This is a genomic window from Pseudonocardia nigra, from assembly GCF_019396355.1.
GTDB classification, from domain to species: domain Bacteria; phylum Actinomycetota; class Actinomycetes; order Mycobacteriales; family Pseudonocardiaceae; genus Pseudonocardia; species Pseudonocardia nigra.
This window is the reverse complement of record NZ_JAHKRK010000071.1, coordinates 1-17,139: the sequence shown is the minus strand read 5'-3', so window position 1 is coordinate 17,139 and position 17,139 is coordinate 1. Positions and strand designations below refer to the sequence as shown.

General features: G+C 74.4%; 16 protein-coding genes and 1 pseudogene. 5 read left to right on the top strand and 12 right to left on the bottom strand.

Annotated features, from left to right (window positions below):
* Positions 1–75: 75 nt before the first annotated feature.
* The 3 genes from KME75_RS18965 to KME75_RS18955 form a co-directional block, all read right to left on the bottom strand.
* Positions 76–1,479, bottom strand: a complete 1,404-nt coding sequence (locus KME75_RS18965; protein WP_219416188.1) for a phosphotransferase family protein — start codon at positions 1,477–1,479, stop codon at positions 76–78.
* A 16-nt stretch (positions 1,480–1,495) separates the two neighbouring features.
* On the bottom strand, positions 1,496–2,110 hold the full coding sequence (locus KME75_RS18960; RefSeq protein ID WP_219416187.1) for a TetR/AcrR family transcriptional regulator: 615 nt from the start codon (positions 2,108–2,110) through the stop codon (positions 1,496–1,498).
* An 80-nt stretch (positions 2,111–2,190) separates the two neighbouring features.
* Positions 2,191–3,447, bottom strand: coding sequence for an acyl-CoA dehydrogenase family protein (locus KME75_RS18955; RefSeq protein WP_219416186.1), 1,257 nt, complete (start codon positions 3,445–3,447; stop codon positions 2,191–2,193).
* A gap of 71 nt (positions 3,448–3,518) precedes the next feature.
* Here KME75_RS18955 and KME75_RS18950 point away from each other — a divergent pair, with 71 nt between their 5' ends.
* Together KME75_RS18950 and KME75_RS18945 are read left to right on the top strand one after the other, a co-directional pair.
* Positions 3,519–4,295, top strand: coding sequence for an enoyl-CoA hydratase/isomerase family protein (locus tag KME75_RS18950; RefSeq protein WP_219416185.1), 777 nt, complete (start codon positions 3,519–3,521; stop codon positions 4,293–4,295).
* An 11-nt stretch (positions 4,296–4,306) separates the two neighbouring features.
* Positions 4,307–5,122: a crotonase/enoyl-CoA hydratase family protein gene (locus tag KME75_RS18945; RefSeq protein WP_246632382.1), complete on the top strand. Its 816-nt coding sequence runs from the start codon at positions 4,307–4,309 to the stop codon at positions 5,120–5,122.
* A gap of 7 nt (positions 5,123–5,129) precedes the next feature.
* Here the strand turns inward: KME75_RS18945 and KME75_RS18940 are convergent, their stop codons facing one another.
* From KME75_RS18940 to KME75_RS18910, 7 genes are all read right to left on the bottom strand, one after another.
* Positions 5,130–5,921, bottom strand: a complete 792-nt coding sequence (locus tag KME75_RS18940) for an enoyl-CoA hydratase (RefSeq protein WP_219416184.1) — start codon at positions 5,919–5,921, stop codon at positions 5,130–5,132.
* A complete protein-coding gene (locus tag KME75_RS18935) occupies positions 5,918–6,682 on the bottom strand; it encodes a crotonase/enoyl-CoA hydratase family protein (RefSeq protein WP_219416200.1) in 765 nt (254 codons plus the stop codon). The genes KME75_RS18940 and KME75_RS18935 overlap by 4 nt, the downstream gene beginning before the upstream one ends.
* Positions 6,683–6,702: 20 nt before the next feature.
* A complete protein-coding gene (locus tag KME75_RS18930; protein WP_219416183.1) occupies positions 6,703–7,521 on the bottom strand; it encodes an enoyl-CoA hydratase/isomerase family protein in 819 nt (272 codons plus the stop codon).
* Position 7,522: 1 nt separating this feature from the next.
* Entirely contained in the window at positions 7,523–9,106 is a 1,584-nt protein-coding gene (locus tag KME75_RS18925) for an AMP-binding protein (RefSeq protein ID WP_308282889.1), read from the bottom strand.
* Positions 9,107–9,187: 81 nt separating this feature from the next.
* Complete coding sequence (gene fabG, locus KME75_RS18920) at positions 9,188–9,949, bottom strand: 3-oxoacyl-ACP reductase FabG (protein ID WP_219416182.1); 762 nt, start codon at positions 9,947–9,949, stop codon at positions 9,188–9,190.
* Positions 9,946–10,737, bottom strand: a complete 792-nt coding sequence (locus KME75_RS18915; protein ID WP_308282888.1) for an acyl-CoA thioesterase — start codon at positions 10,735–10,737, stop codon at positions 9,946–9,948. Before KME75_RS18915 ends, fabG begins: the two co-directional genes overlap by 4 nt.
* Positions 10,738–10,781: 44 nt before the next feature.
* On the bottom strand, positions 10,782–11,774 hold the full coding sequence (locus KME75_RS18910) for an NAD(P)H-dependent flavin oxidoreductase (RefSeq protein ID WP_219416181.1): 993 nt from the start codon (positions 11,772–11,774) through the stop codon (positions 10,782–10,784).
* 86 nt (positions 11,775–11,860) lie between these two features.
* Here KME75_RS18910 and KME75_RS18905 point away from each other — a divergent pair, with 86 nt between their 5' ends.
* Entirely contained in the window at positions 11,861–12,784 is a 924-nt protein-coding gene (locus KME75_RS18905; RefSeq protein WP_219416180.1) for a LysR family transcriptional regulator, read from the top strand.
* Here the strand turns inward: KME75_RS18905 and KME75_RS18900 are convergent.
* Both KME75_RS18900 and KME75_RS18895 read right to left on the bottom strand, forming a co-directional pair.
* The gene (locus KME75_RS18900) at positions 12,721–13,614 is read right to left on the bottom strand and encodes a LysR family transcriptional regulator (protein ID WP_219416179.1); all 894 of its coding nucleotides are present in this window, start codon (positions 13,612–13,614) and stop codon (positions 12,721–12,723) included. The genes KME75_RS18905 and KME75_RS18900 overlap by 64 nt on opposite strands.
* A gap of 9 nt (positions 13,615–13,623) precedes the next feature.
* Positions 13,624–14,952, bottom strand: a complete 1,329-nt coding sequence (locus tag KME75_RS18895; RefSeq protein WP_219416178.1) for an MFS transporter — start codon at positions 14,950–14,952, stop codon at positions 13,624–13,626.
* A 283-nt stretch (positions 14,953–15,235) separates the two neighbouring features.
* Between KME75_RS18895 and KME75_RS18890 the strand changes: the two genes are divergently transcribed.
* Together KME75_RS18890 and KME75_RS18885 are read left to right on the top strand one after the other, a co-directional pair.
* On the top strand, positions 15,236–16,156 hold the full coding sequence (locus KME75_RS18890) for a type IV toxin-antitoxin system AbiEi family antitoxin (RefSeq protein ID WP_219416177.1): 921 nt from the start codon (positions 15,236–15,238) through the stop codon (positions 16,154–16,156).
* A 174-nt stretch (positions 16,157–16,330) separates the two neighbouring features.
* A pseudogene (locus tag KME75_RS18885) lies at positions 16,331–17,139 on the top strand (ribulokinase); the annotation flags it as partial.

Sequence of the window (17,139 nt, the reverse complement as noted above, 5' to 3'; positions counted from 1 at the left end):
CTTGGCTGAACGTTCGTTAAACGGGGACGCTACGAGGGGGTCACCGGGGTGTCAACGGGCCCGCGCACCATCCGGTCAGCCCGGGTGGGACAGGTAGCGGGGGTTGGCCACGGTGAGCCGGTCGGTCACCGCCGCCCGGACGACCGCGAGCAGGGCCGGGTCGTCCGCCGCGAGCTCGCCGGACCGGATGGCCGCGGCGAGCCCGGCCTGGTCGCGCTGTGCGAACGCGGCCAGGCGCTCGCGGTGCCTGCGCTCCTGCTCGGGGCCGACCAGCAGCTCGCGCTCGACGCCGTCGAGGGCGTTCGCGGCCACGCGTGCGAGGAAGTTCACCCTGCCCTCGGTGGCGGCCATGACGTCCTCACGCAGGAACATCGACACGGCCGCGACGAGCTCCGCCGCCGTGGGATGCCCGTGCAGGTCGGAGCCGGGGGCGGGCGACACCGAGTCGGACCCGCGGGGGTCGGCGGGCAGGCCCAGCGCGAGCAGCACGTCGTGCTCCTGCTCGCACACCCGCCGCCCGATCGCGGCGAGCTCCACCGAGGGCGTCTCGCCCGACAGGTGCCGCTCGGCCATCGCCCGGCAGCCGAGGGCCCAGCGGGCGGTGCCGTAGACCTGCCACCAGCGCACCGCGTGGACGTCGGGGCGGTGCCCGGCCACCTCCGCGTAGCCGTCGAGCAACTGCTCGACGGTGCCGAACCCGCCCGCGGGCAGCGGCGAGCCGAAGCGCCAGCACTTCACGCACAGCCACCCGAGGTCCTCGCGCGGGTCGCCGCGGTGCACCACCTCCCAGTCGAGCACCGCGCGCAGCCCGGACGGGTCGACGATGAGGTTGCCGGTGCGGAAGTCGCCGTGCACGACCGTCTCCGGCACGTCGGCCGGCCGGTGCCGTTCGAGCCACTTCATCGCGATCTCGATCGTCGCCAGCGGCTCGCCGAGCGCGTCGCAGGTCTCGCGCAGGTGCTCCAGCGGGTCGATCACGGCCAGGCCCGGTACCGCGTCGACCGGCACGGCGTGGATCCGGGCGAGGGTGCGGCCCAGCTCGGCGGCCAGGCCCTCCCGCGCGGTGGCGTACTGCGGCTCGCGCAGCAGCCGGCGCGCGATCGTCTCGCCGTCGACGTGCTCGCTGATCAGGTACGGCGCGCCGAGCACGGCGGGGTCGGTGCCGGCGTCGACCAGCCGCGGCACCGGGACGCCCGCGGCGTGGGCGGCGGCGATGGCGGCGGCCTCGCGGGCCATCCCGTCCGGGCGACCCGGCCCGGGCGGGTCGCGGCGCAGCACGAGCCGCCGGGGCGGCCCGTCGCCCGCGTCCGCCGTGAACGACCAGGTCTCCCGGCTGGCCCCGCCGGTCAGCCGGGTGGGTCGCGGCACCGCCACCTCGGTGCCCAGCACGGCGGTGAGCCGGTGCGCGAGCAGGCGGGCGAGCACGTCCGGGTCGCCGGCGTCGGCCGGGCGCCCGTTTCGCGCGGCAGCCGCGGTCATCGGCCTGCCCCCGGGCTCAGGCGCCGACCGCTCCGACCATGTCGAGGGCCAGGCGCTGGTAGCGGCGCATCACCTCGGCGCGGTCGAGCCGGCCCTTCGCGGAGAACCAGCTCGCCACCCCGGTGCACATCACGACGATCGCGCGGGCAGCCTCCTGCGGCTCCGGGGTGGTGAACACGCCCCGCTCCACTCCGTCGGCCACGACCCCGTCGAACAGCCGCTGCTGCTGCAGCCGCTTGGCCCGGTGCCTGCTGCGGATCGGCTCCTCCAGCGCCCGCAACTCGCTGGTGCCCAGCAGCGTGCCGCGCTGGTCCTCCAGGTGGAACAGCACCTGCACCTCGACGAGCGCCCGCAGCCGGTCCACCGGCTCGTCGCCCGCCTCGGCCAGTGCCGTGTGGGTGCGCTGCAGCAGCGCCTTGATCCCCCGCTCCATGATCGTCGCGAGGACCTGCTGCTTGGAGTCGAAGTGGTGGTAGAGCGCCGCGGGGCTCACCCCCGCCCGCAGGGCGATGTCCCGCACCGACGTGCCGTGGTAGCCGTGCTCGGCCATCACCGAGATCGCCGCCTCGAGGATCCCCGCCTCGCCCACGGCGACGGAAGCCGCGCGGGTCGGCACCCCTGAGCTCGGCACGCGGCCACCTCCCCTCGGGCGTCCGATCGATGCGGAGCGACCAGGTTACTCGCACGTAGCCCCCTTCACGTCCGCTGCCGTCAGCGCGTCTTGCGCGGCCCGGCGAAGCCGAACAGGTAGCCCGCCACCTTGCGCATCTGGATCTCCTCGGATCCCTCGGTGATCCGGTAGCGGCGGTGGTGACGGTAGATGTGCTCGAACGGCGTGTGGCGGGTGTAGCCGAGCCCGCCGTGCACCTGCATCGCGCGGTCGGCGGCGTCGCAGACGAACCGGTTGGCCCGGTAGTTGCACATCGAGACCCTGTCGCTGATCTCCATGTGCGGCACCCGGTCGAGCTCCCACGCGGTCTTGCGCACCAGGCCGCGCAGCATCTCGGCCTCGGTCTGCAGCTCCACGAGCGGCCACTGGACCGCCTGCCGGCTCGCGAGCGGCTGTCCGAACGTGATCCGCTCCCGCGCGTAGGCCACGCTGCGGTCGATGCAGTACTGGCCGGCGCCGACCCCGGACGCGGCCTGGCGGATCCGGTTCTCGTGCACGAACGTCTGGGCGACGGCGAGGCCCTCACCCTCCGCGCCGAAGATCGCCGAGTGCGGCACCCGCACGTCGCGGATCGTGACCTCGGCGTGGTCGGTGGGCATGTTGAACGTCCACCAGTGGAAGTCCACGGAGAAGCCGGGGCTGTCGGTGGGGACGAAGAACGCCGTGATCCCGCGCGCGTCGCCCGGCGCGCCAGACGTGCGGGCGAACACCACGTCGTGCGTGGCGGCGTGCATGCCGGAGTTGAAGCGCTTGGCGCCGTTGAGGACCCAGTCGCCGCCGTCGCGGACGGCGGTGGTCTCCATCCAGGTGGCGTCGCTGCCGTGGTCGGGCTCGGTGAGCCCGAACCCGATCCGCGTAGTGCGGGTTAGCATCGGCTCCAGGAACTCCTCCTTCTGAGCCTGGGTGCCGTACTCGAGCATCATGTGGACGAACGGGAAGTTCCCCACCACGGACGACTCGTTCTGCAGGTCGTTGTGCAGCCCGAGGCCCTTGCGGGCCAGGTGCTCGCGGATCACCGCCATGTCGAGGTTGGTGCCGTCGGAGCCCCCGACCTCCTTGGGCAGCCCGTGGCGCAGCCAACCCGCGGCGTCGGCGCGCCGGAACATCTCGGCGAGCAGTTCCTCCCACTCGCGCCGCGGCACGCCCCCGTTCTCGAAGTCGGTGCGCGAGTACTCGCGGCGGTGGTCGAAGAAGCGCTGGTTGTCGTCCTGCTCCTGGAGGGGCCGGATCTCCCGCTCGATGAAGTCGTCGAGCTCGGCGAGCCGCTGGGTCAGCTCGACCGGGAGCGCGAAGTCCACGTTGACCTCCTTAACGAACGTTCAGCTAGCATGGCACCACCCCCGGCGCCGAGGGAAGAGGGAGACGGCGGATGCGCGAGATCCGCTACGGGGTGGCCGACGGCGTCGCCACCCTGACCATCGACCGGCCGGAGAAGCGCGGGGCGATGACCTACGCGATGCTCGAGGAGTTCACCGCGGGCGTGACGCAGGCAGGGTCCGACCCGGACGTCCGGGTCCTGCTGGTCACGGGGGTGCCGGGCAGCTTCTGTGCCGGGATCGACCTGGCCGACCTGGCGGGCCGTGACCCGGGCGACCGCGGGCGCGCCGACAACGGCGGCGACGGCCGGCTTCCGCTGCTCATGGGCTGCCCGAAGCCGGTCGTCGCCGCCGTCGACGGGATGGCGGTCGGGATGGGCGCCGAGTTCGCCACCCAGGCCGACCTGCGGGTGGTCTCGACGCGCGCGCGGTTCCGCTGGAACTTCGTGCACCGCGGGCTGGTGTCCGACACCGGCGCGGGCACCTGGCTGCTGCCGCGCCAGATCGGCGTCGGGCCGGCGATGCGGCTGCTCTACACCGGGGCGGACCTCGGCGCCGACGAGGCGCTGGCGCTCGGCTTCGCCACGGCCGTCGTCGAGCCGGATGCCCTGCCCGAGGCCGCGGCCGGGCTCGCCGCGGCGATCGCGACCGCGTCGCCGTTCGCCCTGGTGCGCACGAAGCAGCTCGTGCGCGACGGCCTGGGCGCCGACCTGCCCACCCACGTCGGCGCCACCCGCGCCGCCCTGGCGGACTGCTTCGCGTCCGCCGATCATGCCGAGGGGGTCGCGGCGTTCCTGGAGCGGCGGCCGGCTCACTTCACCGGGACCTGAGGAGGATCTGCATGAGCGACGAGACGCAGCGCGTGTCCGTCACGGTGGCCGACGGGGTCGCCGACGTCCGGTTGTCGCGGCCGGAGAAGCGCAACGCGCTCGACCCGGCCATGTTCGCGGGCCTGGTGCATGCGGGCGAGCGGCTGAAGGGCGACGCCTCCGTGCGCGTGGTGGTGCTCTCCGGGGAGGGGCCGGACTTCTGCGCGGGCCTCGACTTCGGCTCGTTCCGGGCGATGGCGTCGGGCGAGCGGCTGTCGGCCACGGCCCAGCTGCCGCCGTCGGACGGACCGGCGCAGGCGACGGGCCAGCGGGCGGCGTACGTGTGGGCCGAGCTGCCGGTGCCGGTGATCGCCGCCGTGCAGGGCAACGCGCTGGGCGGCGGCCTGCAGATCGCGCTGGGCGCCGACATCCGCATCGTGGCCCCCGACGCGCGGCTGTCGGTGATGGAGGTGAAGTGGGGGCTGGTCCCGGACATGACCGGCAGCCAGCTGCTGCCCGAGCTGGTGGGCCGCGACGTCGCGAAGGAGCTCACGCTCACCGGACGGATCGTGAGCGGCGAGGAGGCCGGGGCGCTCGGCCTCGCCACCCGCACCGACCCGGACCCCCGCGGTGCCGCGCTCGCGCTGGCGCGGGAGATCGCCGGGCGCAACCCGCACGCGGTCCGGGCGGCCAAGCGGCTGCTGGACATGGCGGGCCGGGTCGACCTCGCCACCGGCTTCGCCGCCGAGCAGACCGAGATCGGCGCGTTGATCGGCAGCCCGAACCAGGTCGAGGCGGTCACGGCGGGCTTCGAGAAGCGCGCGCCGGTGTTCGCCGACCCCCACTGACCGGGCGTCAAGCCCCACTGTTCTGGGCGCGGCCGCGGGCGAGGATCTCCCCGCGGCGGCGCTCGACGTCGGCCGGGCCGGGGGCGCGGGCGAGCCACTCCCGCGCCGTCGCGGCCTCCACCCGGTCCCCGTCGCCCACCAGCTCGGCCTCCAGCCGCCGGTAGGAGCCCAGCAGCGTCCGCACGGCGTCGCGTTCGTTGCCCGCGATCGTCGCCGCCAGCCGCCGGGCGGCCGGCAGCAGGTCGGCGTGCGCGACGACCTCGGTGACGAGCCCGGCGCGCAGCGCGTCGGCCGCGGACAGGAAGTCGCCGGTGAGGCTCATCCGGCGGGCGAGCCCCGGGCCCACCGCCAGGGGCAGCAGCACCGAGAGCCGCCACCCGGGCAGCACGCCGACGCGGGCGTGGGTGTCGGCGAACCGGGCGCGCTCCGAGGCGATGAGGACGTCGCAGTTCAGCGCGATCTCCAGGCCGCCGGTGACCGCGGCGCCGTTGACCGCGCCGATCAGCGGGGTGCGCAGGGGCTCGCCCCACGGGGCGCGCGACGCCTCCCGCCCGTCGGTGCCCTCGAGCAGCCCGCCGGTGGGCGAGCCCAGCCGCCGCAGGTCCAAACCCGCGCAGAAGGCCGGGTCGGCCCCGGTGAGCACAATCGCACCGACGTCGTCGTCGGCGTCGAGGTCGTGCAGCGCGGTGCGCAGCCCGTGCAGCAGGTCCGCGTCGATCGCGTTGCGGACCTCGGGCCGGTGGAGCGTGACGACGGCCGTGCCGTCGTTCCCCCGCTCGACGAGCACCGCCTCGCTCACGTGCCGCTCCACACCGGGGCACGCTTCTCGGCGAACGCCGTGGCCCCCTCGATCGCGTCCTTCGATGCCGAGACCGGCCCGGCGATCTCCGCCTGCCGCTCCCACATCTCGTCCTCGGGCCAGCCGCCCACCGAGGCGACGATCTTCTTGCTCGCCGCGACCGCGAGCGGCCCGTTCGCGGCGATCTCCCGGGCGAGCGCGAGCGCGGCGTCGAGCGCCGTGCCGTCCGCGACGAGCCGGTTGACCAGCCCCAGCTCGCGCGCCCGGCCGGCGGGGATGTGGTTGCCGAGCAGCGCCAGCTCCATCGCCTGGTGATACGGGATGCGCTTGGGCAGCCGCAGCAGCCCGCCCGCGGCGGCGACCAGGCCGCGCTTCACCTCGGGGATGCCGAACGTGGCGCCTTCCGCCGCGACCACGAGGTCGCAGGCGAGCACGAGCTCGAACCCGCCGGCCAGCGCGTAGCCCTCGACCGCGGCGATCAGCGGCTTGGCGGGCGGCTGCTGCGTCACGCCGGCGAACCCGCGGCCGGGCACGACCGGCCGCTCCCCGCGCACGAACGCCTTGAGGTCCATCCCGGCGCAAAAGGTGCCGCCGGCCCCGGTCAGCACGCCGACGCGGAGGTCGTCGTCGGCGTCGAGGCGGTCCATCGCCTCGGCGATCCCCTGCGCCACGCCCGCGGTGACGGCGTTGCGGGCCTGCGGGCGGTCGATGGTCACCACGAGCACGCCGTCGGCGGGCGTGGTCACGAGCACGTCTGACACGTCGGGGGACACGCGATCTCCTATCGGTCGGTGAACTCGGCGGGCCGCTTGGCGAGGAACGCGGCGACCGCCTCGGCCTGGTCGGCGGTGAAGGTGGTGGCGATCTGCGTGCTGTTCTCCAGCGCGATCCCGGCGGCCAGGCTCCCGACCTCGAGCTGGCTCCACATGACGTCCTTGGTCATCCGCACGCCGAACGGGCTGTTGGCGAGGATCTCCCGCGCCACGCCCAGGGCGGCCTCGCGCAGCTGCGCGTCGGGCACCACCCGGGAGACCAGCCCGATCCGGTCGGCCTCTGCCGCGTCGATCACCCGGCCGGTGAGCAGCAGCTCGAACGCCCGGGACGCGCCGATCAGCCGCGGCAGCAGCCAGCTCACGCCGATGTCGCAGCCCGACAGCCCGATCCGCACGAACGCGTCGCCGAACCGGGCGGACGCGCCGGCGATCCGCACGTCCGACGCCAGCGCCAGGGCGAGCCCGCCGCCCGCGGCCGGCCCGTTGACGGCGGCGATCACCGGCTGCGGCAGCCCCCGCAGGGCGGGGACGAGCGCGGCGATCCGCTTCTGCAACCGCATCCGGTCCTGCGCGGTGCGCTCCGCTCCGGTTACCGACGAGGTGGCCGCGTCGCCGTGGCGCTCCACGAGATCCAGGCCGGCGCAGAAGCCCCGGCCGCGTCCGGTCAGCACGACCACGCGGCACGTCCGGTCGTCGGCGAGGCGCGTCAGCTCCGCGTGCAGGTCCTCCAGCAGCCCCGGCGAGATCGCGTTGAGCCGCTCGGGGCGGTCCAGCTCCAGCAGCCGGATCCCCGGCTCGACGTCCGTCGCGCGCACCGTGTCCGCCACGTCACGCTCCCCCGGCGGGCGCCCGTTCGGCCCGCAGCGCCGCCCGGCTGAGCTTGCCGGTGGCGGTGCGGGGCAGCTCGCGGAACTCGATCGAGGTGGGGCACTTGAAGCCCGCCAGCCGGGCCCGGCAGTGGGCGAGCAGCTCGGCCGCGTCGACCTCCGCCCGCGGCTCGACCAGCGCCGCCACCCGCTGCCCCCACTCGTCGTCGGGCACGCCGATCACGGCCGCGTCGGCCACGGCGGGATGGGTGAGCAGCACGGCCTCGATCTCGGCGGGGTAGATGTTCACACCCCCGGAGATGATCAGGTCGGAGCGCCGGTCGCTGAGGAAGAGCCAGCCCTCGTCGTCGAGGTGGCCGAGGTCGCCCACGGTGAACAGGTCGCCGCGCCGGGCGGCGGCCGTCTTCTCCGGCGCCTTGAAGTACTCGAACGCCTCGGGGCTGCGGAACCAGATCGTGCCGACCTCGCCGGGCGGCAGCGGGGCCCCGTCGTCCCCGAGGACCAGCACCTCGCTGCCCTCCCAGGCACTGCCGACCGTGCTCGGCCGGCGCAGCCAGTCCTGCGGTCCCACGTAGGTGCCGCCGCCCTCGGTGGCCGCGTAGTACTCGTGCAGCACCGGACCGAGCCAGTCGATCATGCCGTGCTTGACCGACACCGGGCAGGGCGCGCCGGCGTGCACGATCCGGGTCAGCGAGGACAGGTCGTGGCGCCCGTGCACCTCCGGCGGCAGCGCCAGCAGCCGGTGGAACATGATCGGCACCATGTGCGTGGCGGTGACGCGGTGCCGCTCCACGAGCTCGAGGAACAGTGGCGGCGTCCACTTATCCATCAGCACGAGCGTGTGGCCGAGGTGCAGCGCCAGGTGGCCATAGGCGTTGGGGGCGGCGTGGTAGAGCGGCGCCACCACGAGGTGGACGCCGGACGCGCCCGCCCAGCCCTGTTCCCCGGGACGGCCGAGCATCCGCGGCAGCATCCCCACCTTCGCGGCGAGGCTCTGCTCGGGGCTCGCCTGCGGGAGCGGCTTGCGCACGCCCTTCGGCCGTCCGGTCGTCCCGGACGTGTAGAGCATCACCGAGCCCTGCCGCCTGCCGTCGGGGACCGTGGCCGGCATGCCCTCGACCAGCTCGTCGAGCGGGCGGAAGCCGGGGAACGCGGGCACCGCGAACCGGCGCTCCGGTGGGAGGCCCACCTCGTCGGCCGCCGCGGTGGCCGCCTCCGCCAGGCGCGGACCGGTGAGCAGCAGCTTCGCCTCGCTGTCGGCCAGGATGTAGGCGAGCTCGGGGGCGGTCAGGTGCCAGTTGAGCGCGGTCAGGTAGAGCCCGAGCTGGCTCGTGGCCAGCTGCAGGGCGACGAACGCGCGGTGGTTCGGCAGGGCGACGGCGACGGTGTCGCCCGCGACGAGCCCCTGCGCGCGCAACCCGTGGGAGATGCGGTGCACCAGGTCGCGCAGCTGCCCGAACGACGTCGACGACCCGTCGACGTCGACGACCGCCACGCGGTCCGGGTCGGCGTCGGCGATCTCCCAGAACCCGAGCCCGCCGTGCGCGCGGTAGGCCTCGACCAGCTCCATCACGTCCTGCTGCACGCTTGCAGCTCCCCTCGTCCGTGCCACCCGGTCCGCCGGCCGCGGCGTCGAAGCTGCGGCCGGCGGAGCTGTCGTCGGCGGTCAGGCCTTGGGCCCGCCCGCCGCGTAGATCACCTGGCCGGAGACGAACCCGGCGCCCTCGCTCACGAGGAACGACACCAGGTGCGCGATGTCCTCCGGCTGCCCGACGCGCGCCACCGGAATCGTGGCCGCCGCACCCTTGATGAAGTCCTCGAACGGCACACCCATCCGCTCGGCCGTCGCCTTCGTCATCTCGGTCTGGATGAACCCGGGGGCGATCGCGTTCGCGGTGACCCCGAACTTCCCCAGCTCGATGGCGAGGGTCTTGGTGAAGCCCTGCAGGCCGGCCTTCGCCGCGGAGTAGTTGACCTGTCCGCGGTTGCCCAGCGCCGAGGTCGACGAGAGGTTCACCACCCGTCCGAACTTCGCCTCCACCATGTGCTTCTGCACCGCACGGGTCATGAGGAACGCCCCGCGCAGGTGCACGTTCATGACCGTGTCCCAGTCGGACTCGGTCATCTTGAACAGCATGTTGTCCCGGGTGACGCCGGCGTTGTTGATCAGCACGGTGGGGCCGCCCAGCTCGGTGGCCACCCGGTCGACGGCCGCCTGCACGGCGTCGGGGTCGGCGACGTCCACGGCCACCCCGATCGCCCGGCCGCCGTCGGCCACGATCGCCTCCGCGGTGGCCTTCGCCCCGCCCTCGTCCAGGTCCAGCACCCCGACCGCGAACCCGTCGGCGGCGAGCCGGCGGGCCGTGGCCGCACCGATCCCCCGTGCGGCCCCGGTGACGATGACGACGCGCTCCGTCGCAGCGGTCATCTGCTTCTCCCCTTCACGTTCTCGAACGGCTGCCGTTTCCTGCGGAACAGCGACTCCTGGGCGATGCTCGCCCGCAGCACGCCGTCCCGCGAGGACAGGGTCCCGGTGTACCACCCGCGACCCCCGCCCGTGCTCTTCGGCACGAGATCGACGAGCACCCAGTCGTCGAGGCGCGCAGCCCGGTGGAACCACACCGCGTGGTCGAGGCTCGTGCTCGGCCGGTAGCCGTCGGCGGCGAGCGGCGACAGCCCACTCATGATGTCCGACAGGTAGGTCAGGACGGCGGCGTGCAGCACGTCGTCGGCAGGGAGGCGCTCGGTGCAGCGGGCCCAGAACCGGGTGGGCCACGCCGGGCCGTCGTGGGGCTGCGGGGGCAACCGCGCCTCGAACGAGAACAGCCGCGGGATCGCCAGCGGCGGCAGCGTCGCCGGCGCGGGGACCTCCGGCGCCGGGTCGACCTGCCGGTCGAGCCCGTCCTCCGGGTCGTGGAACGACGCCGACATCGAGAAGACGACCTCGCCGTCCTGCACCGCCACGACGCGCCGCGCGGAGAACGAACGCCCGTCGCGGTCGCGGTCGACGCGGAACAGCGTGGGCCGCGCCGCGTCGCCGCTGCGCAGGAAGTAGCCGTGCATCGAGTGCGGCAGCCGCCCGGCCCGCACGGTGCGCCCGGCGGCGACGAGCGCCTGCGCCGCGACCTGCCCGCCGTAGAGCGGGTACGGGTCGTCGAAGACGGTGGTGGCCCGGAACAGGTCGCGGTCGAGCGGCTCCAGGTCCAGCAGCGTCACCAGGGAGGCACCCGCCGGGGCCGCCGCGGGCAGTGGCCGGGCGCTCACAGCGCGGCGACGGGCTCGGCCGCGACCGCGTCCGCGAGCCTGCCCCGGATGATCTCGCTCGCCTCCCCGACGATTCGCGACACCAGCTCCTCGCACGTGGGGATGTCGCGGATGAGCCCCTGCACCATCCCGGCCGACCAGATCCCGCGGTCGATGTCGCCGGTCTCGTAGACCTTCACCCCGCGCGTGCCGGCCACGAGGTCACGGATGTCCTCGAACGCCGCGCCGGCCTCCAGCCGCGCCACGACCTCGCGGCTCACCGCGTTGTCGGCCACGCGGGCGGTGTTGCGCAGCTGCCGGAAGATCAGCTGGGTGTCGCGCTCGCCCGCCTCGACGAGCCGGTCCTTCACGTTCTGGTGGATCCCGGACTCGACGGTCGCCATGAAGCGCGTGCCCATGTTGATCCCGTCCGCGCCGAGGGCGAGCGCCGCGACGAGGCCGCGGGCATCGGCGAACCCGCCGGAGGCGATCATCGGGATGGTCAGCCGGTCGGCGGCGGCGGGGATCAGCACCAGGCCGGGGATGTCGTCCTCGCCGGGGTGCCCGGCACACTCGAACCCGTCGATGCTCACGGCGTCGACGCCGAGCGACTCGGCCTTGACCGCGTGCCGCACGCTCGTGCACTTGTGGATCACCTTGATCCCGTGCGCGTGGAAGTGCTGCAGGTGCTCCACCGGGTTCGACCCCGCGGTCTCCACGATCGGCACGCCCGAGGAGATGATCGCCTCCCGGTACTCGGCGTACGGAGGGGGGTTGATCGCCGGCAGGATCGTGAGGTTCACGCCGAACGGCTGGTCGGTCAGCTCCCGGCAGCGCGCGACCTCCCGCACCAGGTCCTCGGGGGTCGGCTGGGTCAGCGCCGTGATGAAGCCCAGTGCGCCGGCGTTCGCCACGGCGGCCACGAGCGGGGCGCGCCCCACCCACTGCATGCCACCCTGCACGATCGGGTGCCGGATCCCGAAGGCCTCGGTGAACTTCGTCGTGATCACGGGTCCTCCAAGTAAACGATCGTTCGAAAAGCAGCATCGCCAACGACCCGCCCGCTGTCAACGCGCGGCCGCGTAGCGTGGCGACGGTGGACCTGCGCCTGGTCGAGTACTTCGTCGCCGTGGTCGACCACGACAGCGTCACCAAGGCCGCCCGGGCGCTCTACATCGCGCAGCCGTCGCTGTCCCAGGCGATCCGCAGCCTCGAGCGTCAACTCGGCGTCGAGCTGTTCGACCGGACCGGGCGGAAGCTGACGCTGACCGCCGACGGGCGCGCGTTCGTCGGACCGGCGCGCCGGATCCTCGCCGACCTCGACCACGCGGGGGCCAAGGTGCAGGCCGTGCGGGACGGGCTGTCCGGGCGGCTCGAGATCGCCGTCCTGTCGACGCTCTCGGCCGACCCACTCCCGGAGCTGACCAGCAGGCTGCACCGGGCCCACCCCGGCATCCGGCTCTCGGTGCTCGACCCGGGTAGCGCAGCGGGCGTGCTCGGCCAGGTGCGCGGCGGGCGGGCCGAGCTGGGCCTGACCGAGCTTCCGGACCGGGGCGGCACGCTGCAGAGCCATGTCCTGTGGGACCAGGAGATCGCGCTGGTCCTCCCGCCGGACCTGGCGGCGACCCTGCCCGACCCGGTCCCGCTGACGGCGGTCGCCGCGATCCCACTCGTCGTCGAGACGTCGGACGCCGACGCCCTCCCCGTCGCCGGCTCCGTGGCGGTGCAGTGCGCCCACCGGCACGCGGTCTGGGAGCTGGTCCGCCACGGCGCGGGCGCCGCGTTCCTGCCGCGGCGAATCGCCGAGACCGAGCTGCGGGACGTCGTCGTGCGCTCGACCGTCCCCCCGATCCGGCGCCCGGTGGGCCTCGTCCACCGGCCCGGCCCGCTCTCCCCCGCCGCCGCGGCGTTCCTGGAGGCGGCCGAACTGGTACGGCGCGACTGCGCGGACGCGGCCTACCCCGCCCCGGCCAGCGCGACGAACTCCCGACCCGCCGGCGAGAGTGCGCCCGGGTCGTAGACCAGCCCGTAGGCGCGGCTGATCCGCGGTTCGACGGCCCGCACCACCGCTCCCCTGGCCACGGCGGCCTCGGCCACCGAACGCTCGAGCAGGCTGGCCCCGACGCCCGCCAGCACGAACGGCAGCCGGGCCTCCCGGTGCTCCAGCACGACCGACGGGGTGATGCTGCGGCCCGCCGCCGACACGGCCTGCTCGATCTCGTCGACCGCCTGCGAGCTGCCCCGCGGGACTATCACGTGCGGTATCTCCGGCAGCTGCGACAGCGGCAGCGGGTCCGCCGCAGGCGGCTGCGAGCCCGGGGGCAGCACCAGCCAGTACTCGTGCTCCCCGAGCTCCCGGACCGCGAGGCCCCCGCCGTCGACCACGCCGCCGTCGGCCATCGGCAGGTGGCGGACGACGATCTCGCAGTGGCCGTCGCGGATCAGCGTGGGTGTGGCCGACTCGTCGCGCAGGTCCCCGATCCGCACGACGACCGCCGGGAACCGCCGCCGGAACGCACCGACCAGCCGGGCCACTGGGTCGGCCGCGAGCGCCGGCATCGCGACGATGTCCAATCTGCCGCGCGGGCGGCCGGCATCGTCGAGGAGCGACCCCTCGGCGGCCACGACGTCGCGCAGGATCCGCCGGGCCGGGCCGACCAGGCTGTGCCCGGCCGAGGTGAGCACCATCCCGCGCCCGATCCGGTGGAACAGCGGGACGCCGAGCTCGCGCTCGAGGGCCCGGACGGCCTGGGAGACGGTGGGCTGCGCCAGGTCGAGCGCGGTCGCCGCCGCGGTGATGCCCTTGTGGTCGACGACCGCCAGGAAGTACTCGACCTGGTGCAGGTCCACGCACTGACACTAGCCCGCCGCCGGCTGCTCCCCGCGGACCCGGCGCGCGTCGCGCACCGGGTTGACGGTGAGGAGGGCGACGACGCCCCCGACGACGGCGGCGATCCCGAAGACCTGGAACGCCAGCGCGTACCCGGCGGCGGGGTCGGCCGCCCGGTCGACGATCACGCCCGTCAGGTACGGCGCGATGACCCCGCCCACGGACATGATCCCGAGGAAGACGCCGAGTGCGCCCGCGATCTGTTTCGGCGGGCAGATCTCCGACAGGCCCGCGTTGAACAGCGGGAAGACGATCGTGCCGATGCCGTAGCCGACGGAGACCACCACGACCGCGACCAGGGGGACGTCGATGGCGGGCAGGGTCACCAGCGTCAGCCCGCACAGCAGGAGCCCGATGCTCGGGACGACGCCGCGCAGGACCCGCGAGCTCGCCCCGCGGACCAGCAGCCGGTCACCGATCGACGTCGACAGGAACAGGAACACCAGGCCGGCGATGCTCGGGAAGCCGAACATCACGCCCGCCTGTACCCGCGAGTACCCCAACCCGACCTCGAAGTACGACGGCAGCCAGGTCAGGACGACGGTGACGAGGCTGTACATCGCGAAGATCGCAACGGTGCCGCCGAGGAACGTGGGCGTCCGGAAGATCGCCGACCACGGCACGCGCGGGGTCTCCGCCTCACCCGGCGCCGCCGCCGCCTTGCGGGACCGCTCGCCGTAGGGCCCGTCCCGCCAGGTGAGCAGCCACACCGCACACCATGCGACGCCCGCGACGGCGAGGGTGAGGAACGCGGCCCGCCAGCCCCAGATGGCGACCACCACGGCGAGCGCCGGCGCGATCAGGATCTTGGCGATGGACGCGGCCGCCGTGATGCACGCCGACGGCAGGCCCCGCTTCTCCGGCGGGTGCCAGGTGTAGACGCCGGCGTGGACCAGCGCGCCCGACGGCCCCTCGGCCAGGCCCAGCACCATCCGGCTGACCAGCAGGATCGCGAAGCTCGCTACCACGACCAGCGGCAGCATCGAGGCCGCCCAGGCCAGCGCCAGCACGACGAGCGACCAGCGCAGCGTCAGCCACTTGTCCAGCAGACCCGCGAAGAAGCCGCCGACGGTGAACGTGAGGAAGAAGGCGCTGCCCACCAGGCCGATCTGCGAGGCCGACAGCCCCAGCTCTTCGCCCAGCGGCTGCGCGACGAGGCCGAAGATCGCCTTGTCCCCCCAGTTGATCACGTAGAGGAGCACCAGGAGGCCGGTGAACCCCCACGCCTTCCCCCGGGACTCGCCGCCGGGCCGCGGCGGCGCCGTGGTCGACGGAGGGGCCAGCTCACTTGCCGTCATCGCGTCTCTCCTTCGAGGGGATGCAGGCGGTCGTCCCATTGGACGAGACCCCGATCACAAGGTCAAAGACGCACGGGCGAACGCAGCAATAGGCGGGGCCTATTCGCGGCCCGTCTCCGCCCATGCCCCCCGTCTCCGCCCATGCCCCCCTTGCGCGGCGATGCCCCCCGTCGACGGGGCGCATCCACCGACACGGGGCGCACGGACCACGGCGCGCGTCCGAGCTGTCCACAGGCCGCGCGAATCGGCCCCGCAGCGCGCCCCGTCCCGCAAGGCTGGGGCGATGGACGCGCGGACCCCCGGCCTGCACCTGCGATCCCGGTTGCTCGCACTGGGCCTGACCAGCGACGAGGTGCAGCGGGGTCGCCGGGCGGGCGACCTGGTCACGATCCGCCGCGGCGCGTACCTGCGGGCCGACGACGAACGGCTGAGCAAGCCGGCCGCCCGCCACGCGATGCTGGTGCGCGCGACGGTCCCGACCCTGGCGCCGGACGCCGTCGCCAGCCACGGCTCGGCCGCGGTGCTCCACGGACTCGCGGTGTGGGGGCTGCCGCTGGACTGCGTGCACGTCACCCGGGCCGCGGCGTCGGGTGGTCGCATCGGCCGGGTCGTCCACCGGCACAAGGCACCGCTCGAGGCCGACGAGATCACGACCGTGGACGGAATCGCGGTGACGACCCCCGCGCGGACCGTCGTCGACATCGCCCGCTCCGCCGCCTTCGAGCACGCCCTCGTCGTGGCCGACTCGGGTCTCGCCATCCGGCGCGTCGACCCGCATGACCTCGCCGTGGCGCTCGCCCGCGCGGCGCGCTGGCCGGGGATCCCCCAGGCCCGCCGGGTCGTGGCGTTCGCGGACGGCGGTGCCATGAGCGTCGGGGAGACACGCAGCCGACTCGCGATCATGCGGGCGGGCCTGCCTCAGCCGGTCCTGCAGTGGCGGGTACCGCTGGCCGACGACGCCGACGCCTACACCGACTTCGCCTGGCCCGCTGTGCGAACCGTCGGCGAGTTCGACGGCCTGGTGAAGTACGGGCGCCTGGTCCCGGCCGGACAGACGGCAGGTGACGTGATCACCGCGGAGAAAATCCGTGAGGACGCGATCCGCAGCCACGGCTTCACCGTCGTGCGGTGGATCTGGAGCGAGCTGGACGACTTCGCACCGGTCGCCCGGCGCCTGGAGCGCGCCTTCGCCCTCGGCGAGTGACCGGCCCGGCCGTGCGCCCCGTCTCCGCCCGTGCGCCCCGTCGACGGGGGGCATCGGCCGACACGCGGCGCATCGACGTCGGCGGCAGCGCGCGGGTCACGTCCGCAGCGCGCCCTTGACATCCGGTGTTAGCGCTAACAAACTGTGGCCCACCCGCGCCACCGGAGGCTGCCTGTGACCACACCCGCCGTCGATCCCCAGCGTGCCGTCACCGTCGGCATCGACTTCGGCACCCTGTCCGGCCGGGCGGTGGTCGTCCGGGTCGCCGACGGCACGGAGCTGGGGTCCGCGGTGCACCCTTACGCCCACGGGGTCGTCGACCGCACCCTGGCCGCCACCGGCGCGACGCTGCCGCCGGACTGGGCCCTGCAGGTGCCGGCGGACTGGGTGACGGTGCTGCGCACGGCGGTGCCCGAGGCCGTCGCCGCCGCCGGGGTCGACCCGTCCGACGTCGTCGGGATCGCCACCGACTTCACCGCCTGCACCGTGCTGCCCACGCTCGCCGACGGCACCCCGCTGTGTGAGCTGCCCGAGCTCGCCGGCCTCCCGCACGCGTACGCGAAGCTGTGGAAGCACCACGCCGCGCAGGGCCAGGCCGACCGGATCAACGCCCTCGCCGAGGAACGCGGCGAGCCCTGGCTCGCCCGCTACGGCGGCAAGATCTCCAGCGAGTGGGAGTTCGCCAAGGCGCTGCAACTGCTCGAGGAGGACCCCGAGGTCTACGCCCGCACCGAGCGCTGGGTCGAGGCCGCCGACTGGATCGTCTGGCAGCTCTGCGGCACCTACCTGCGCAACGCCTGCACCGCCGGCTACAAGGGCATCTACCAGGACGGCCGGTACCCGTCACCGGAGTACCTCGCCGCCCTCGACCCGCGGTTCGCCACGTTCGTCACCGACAAGCTCGAGCACCCCATCGGCGAGCTCGGCGGCTGCGCGGGCGGGCTCACCGCGCAGGCCGCCGCCTGGACCGGGTTGCCCGAGGG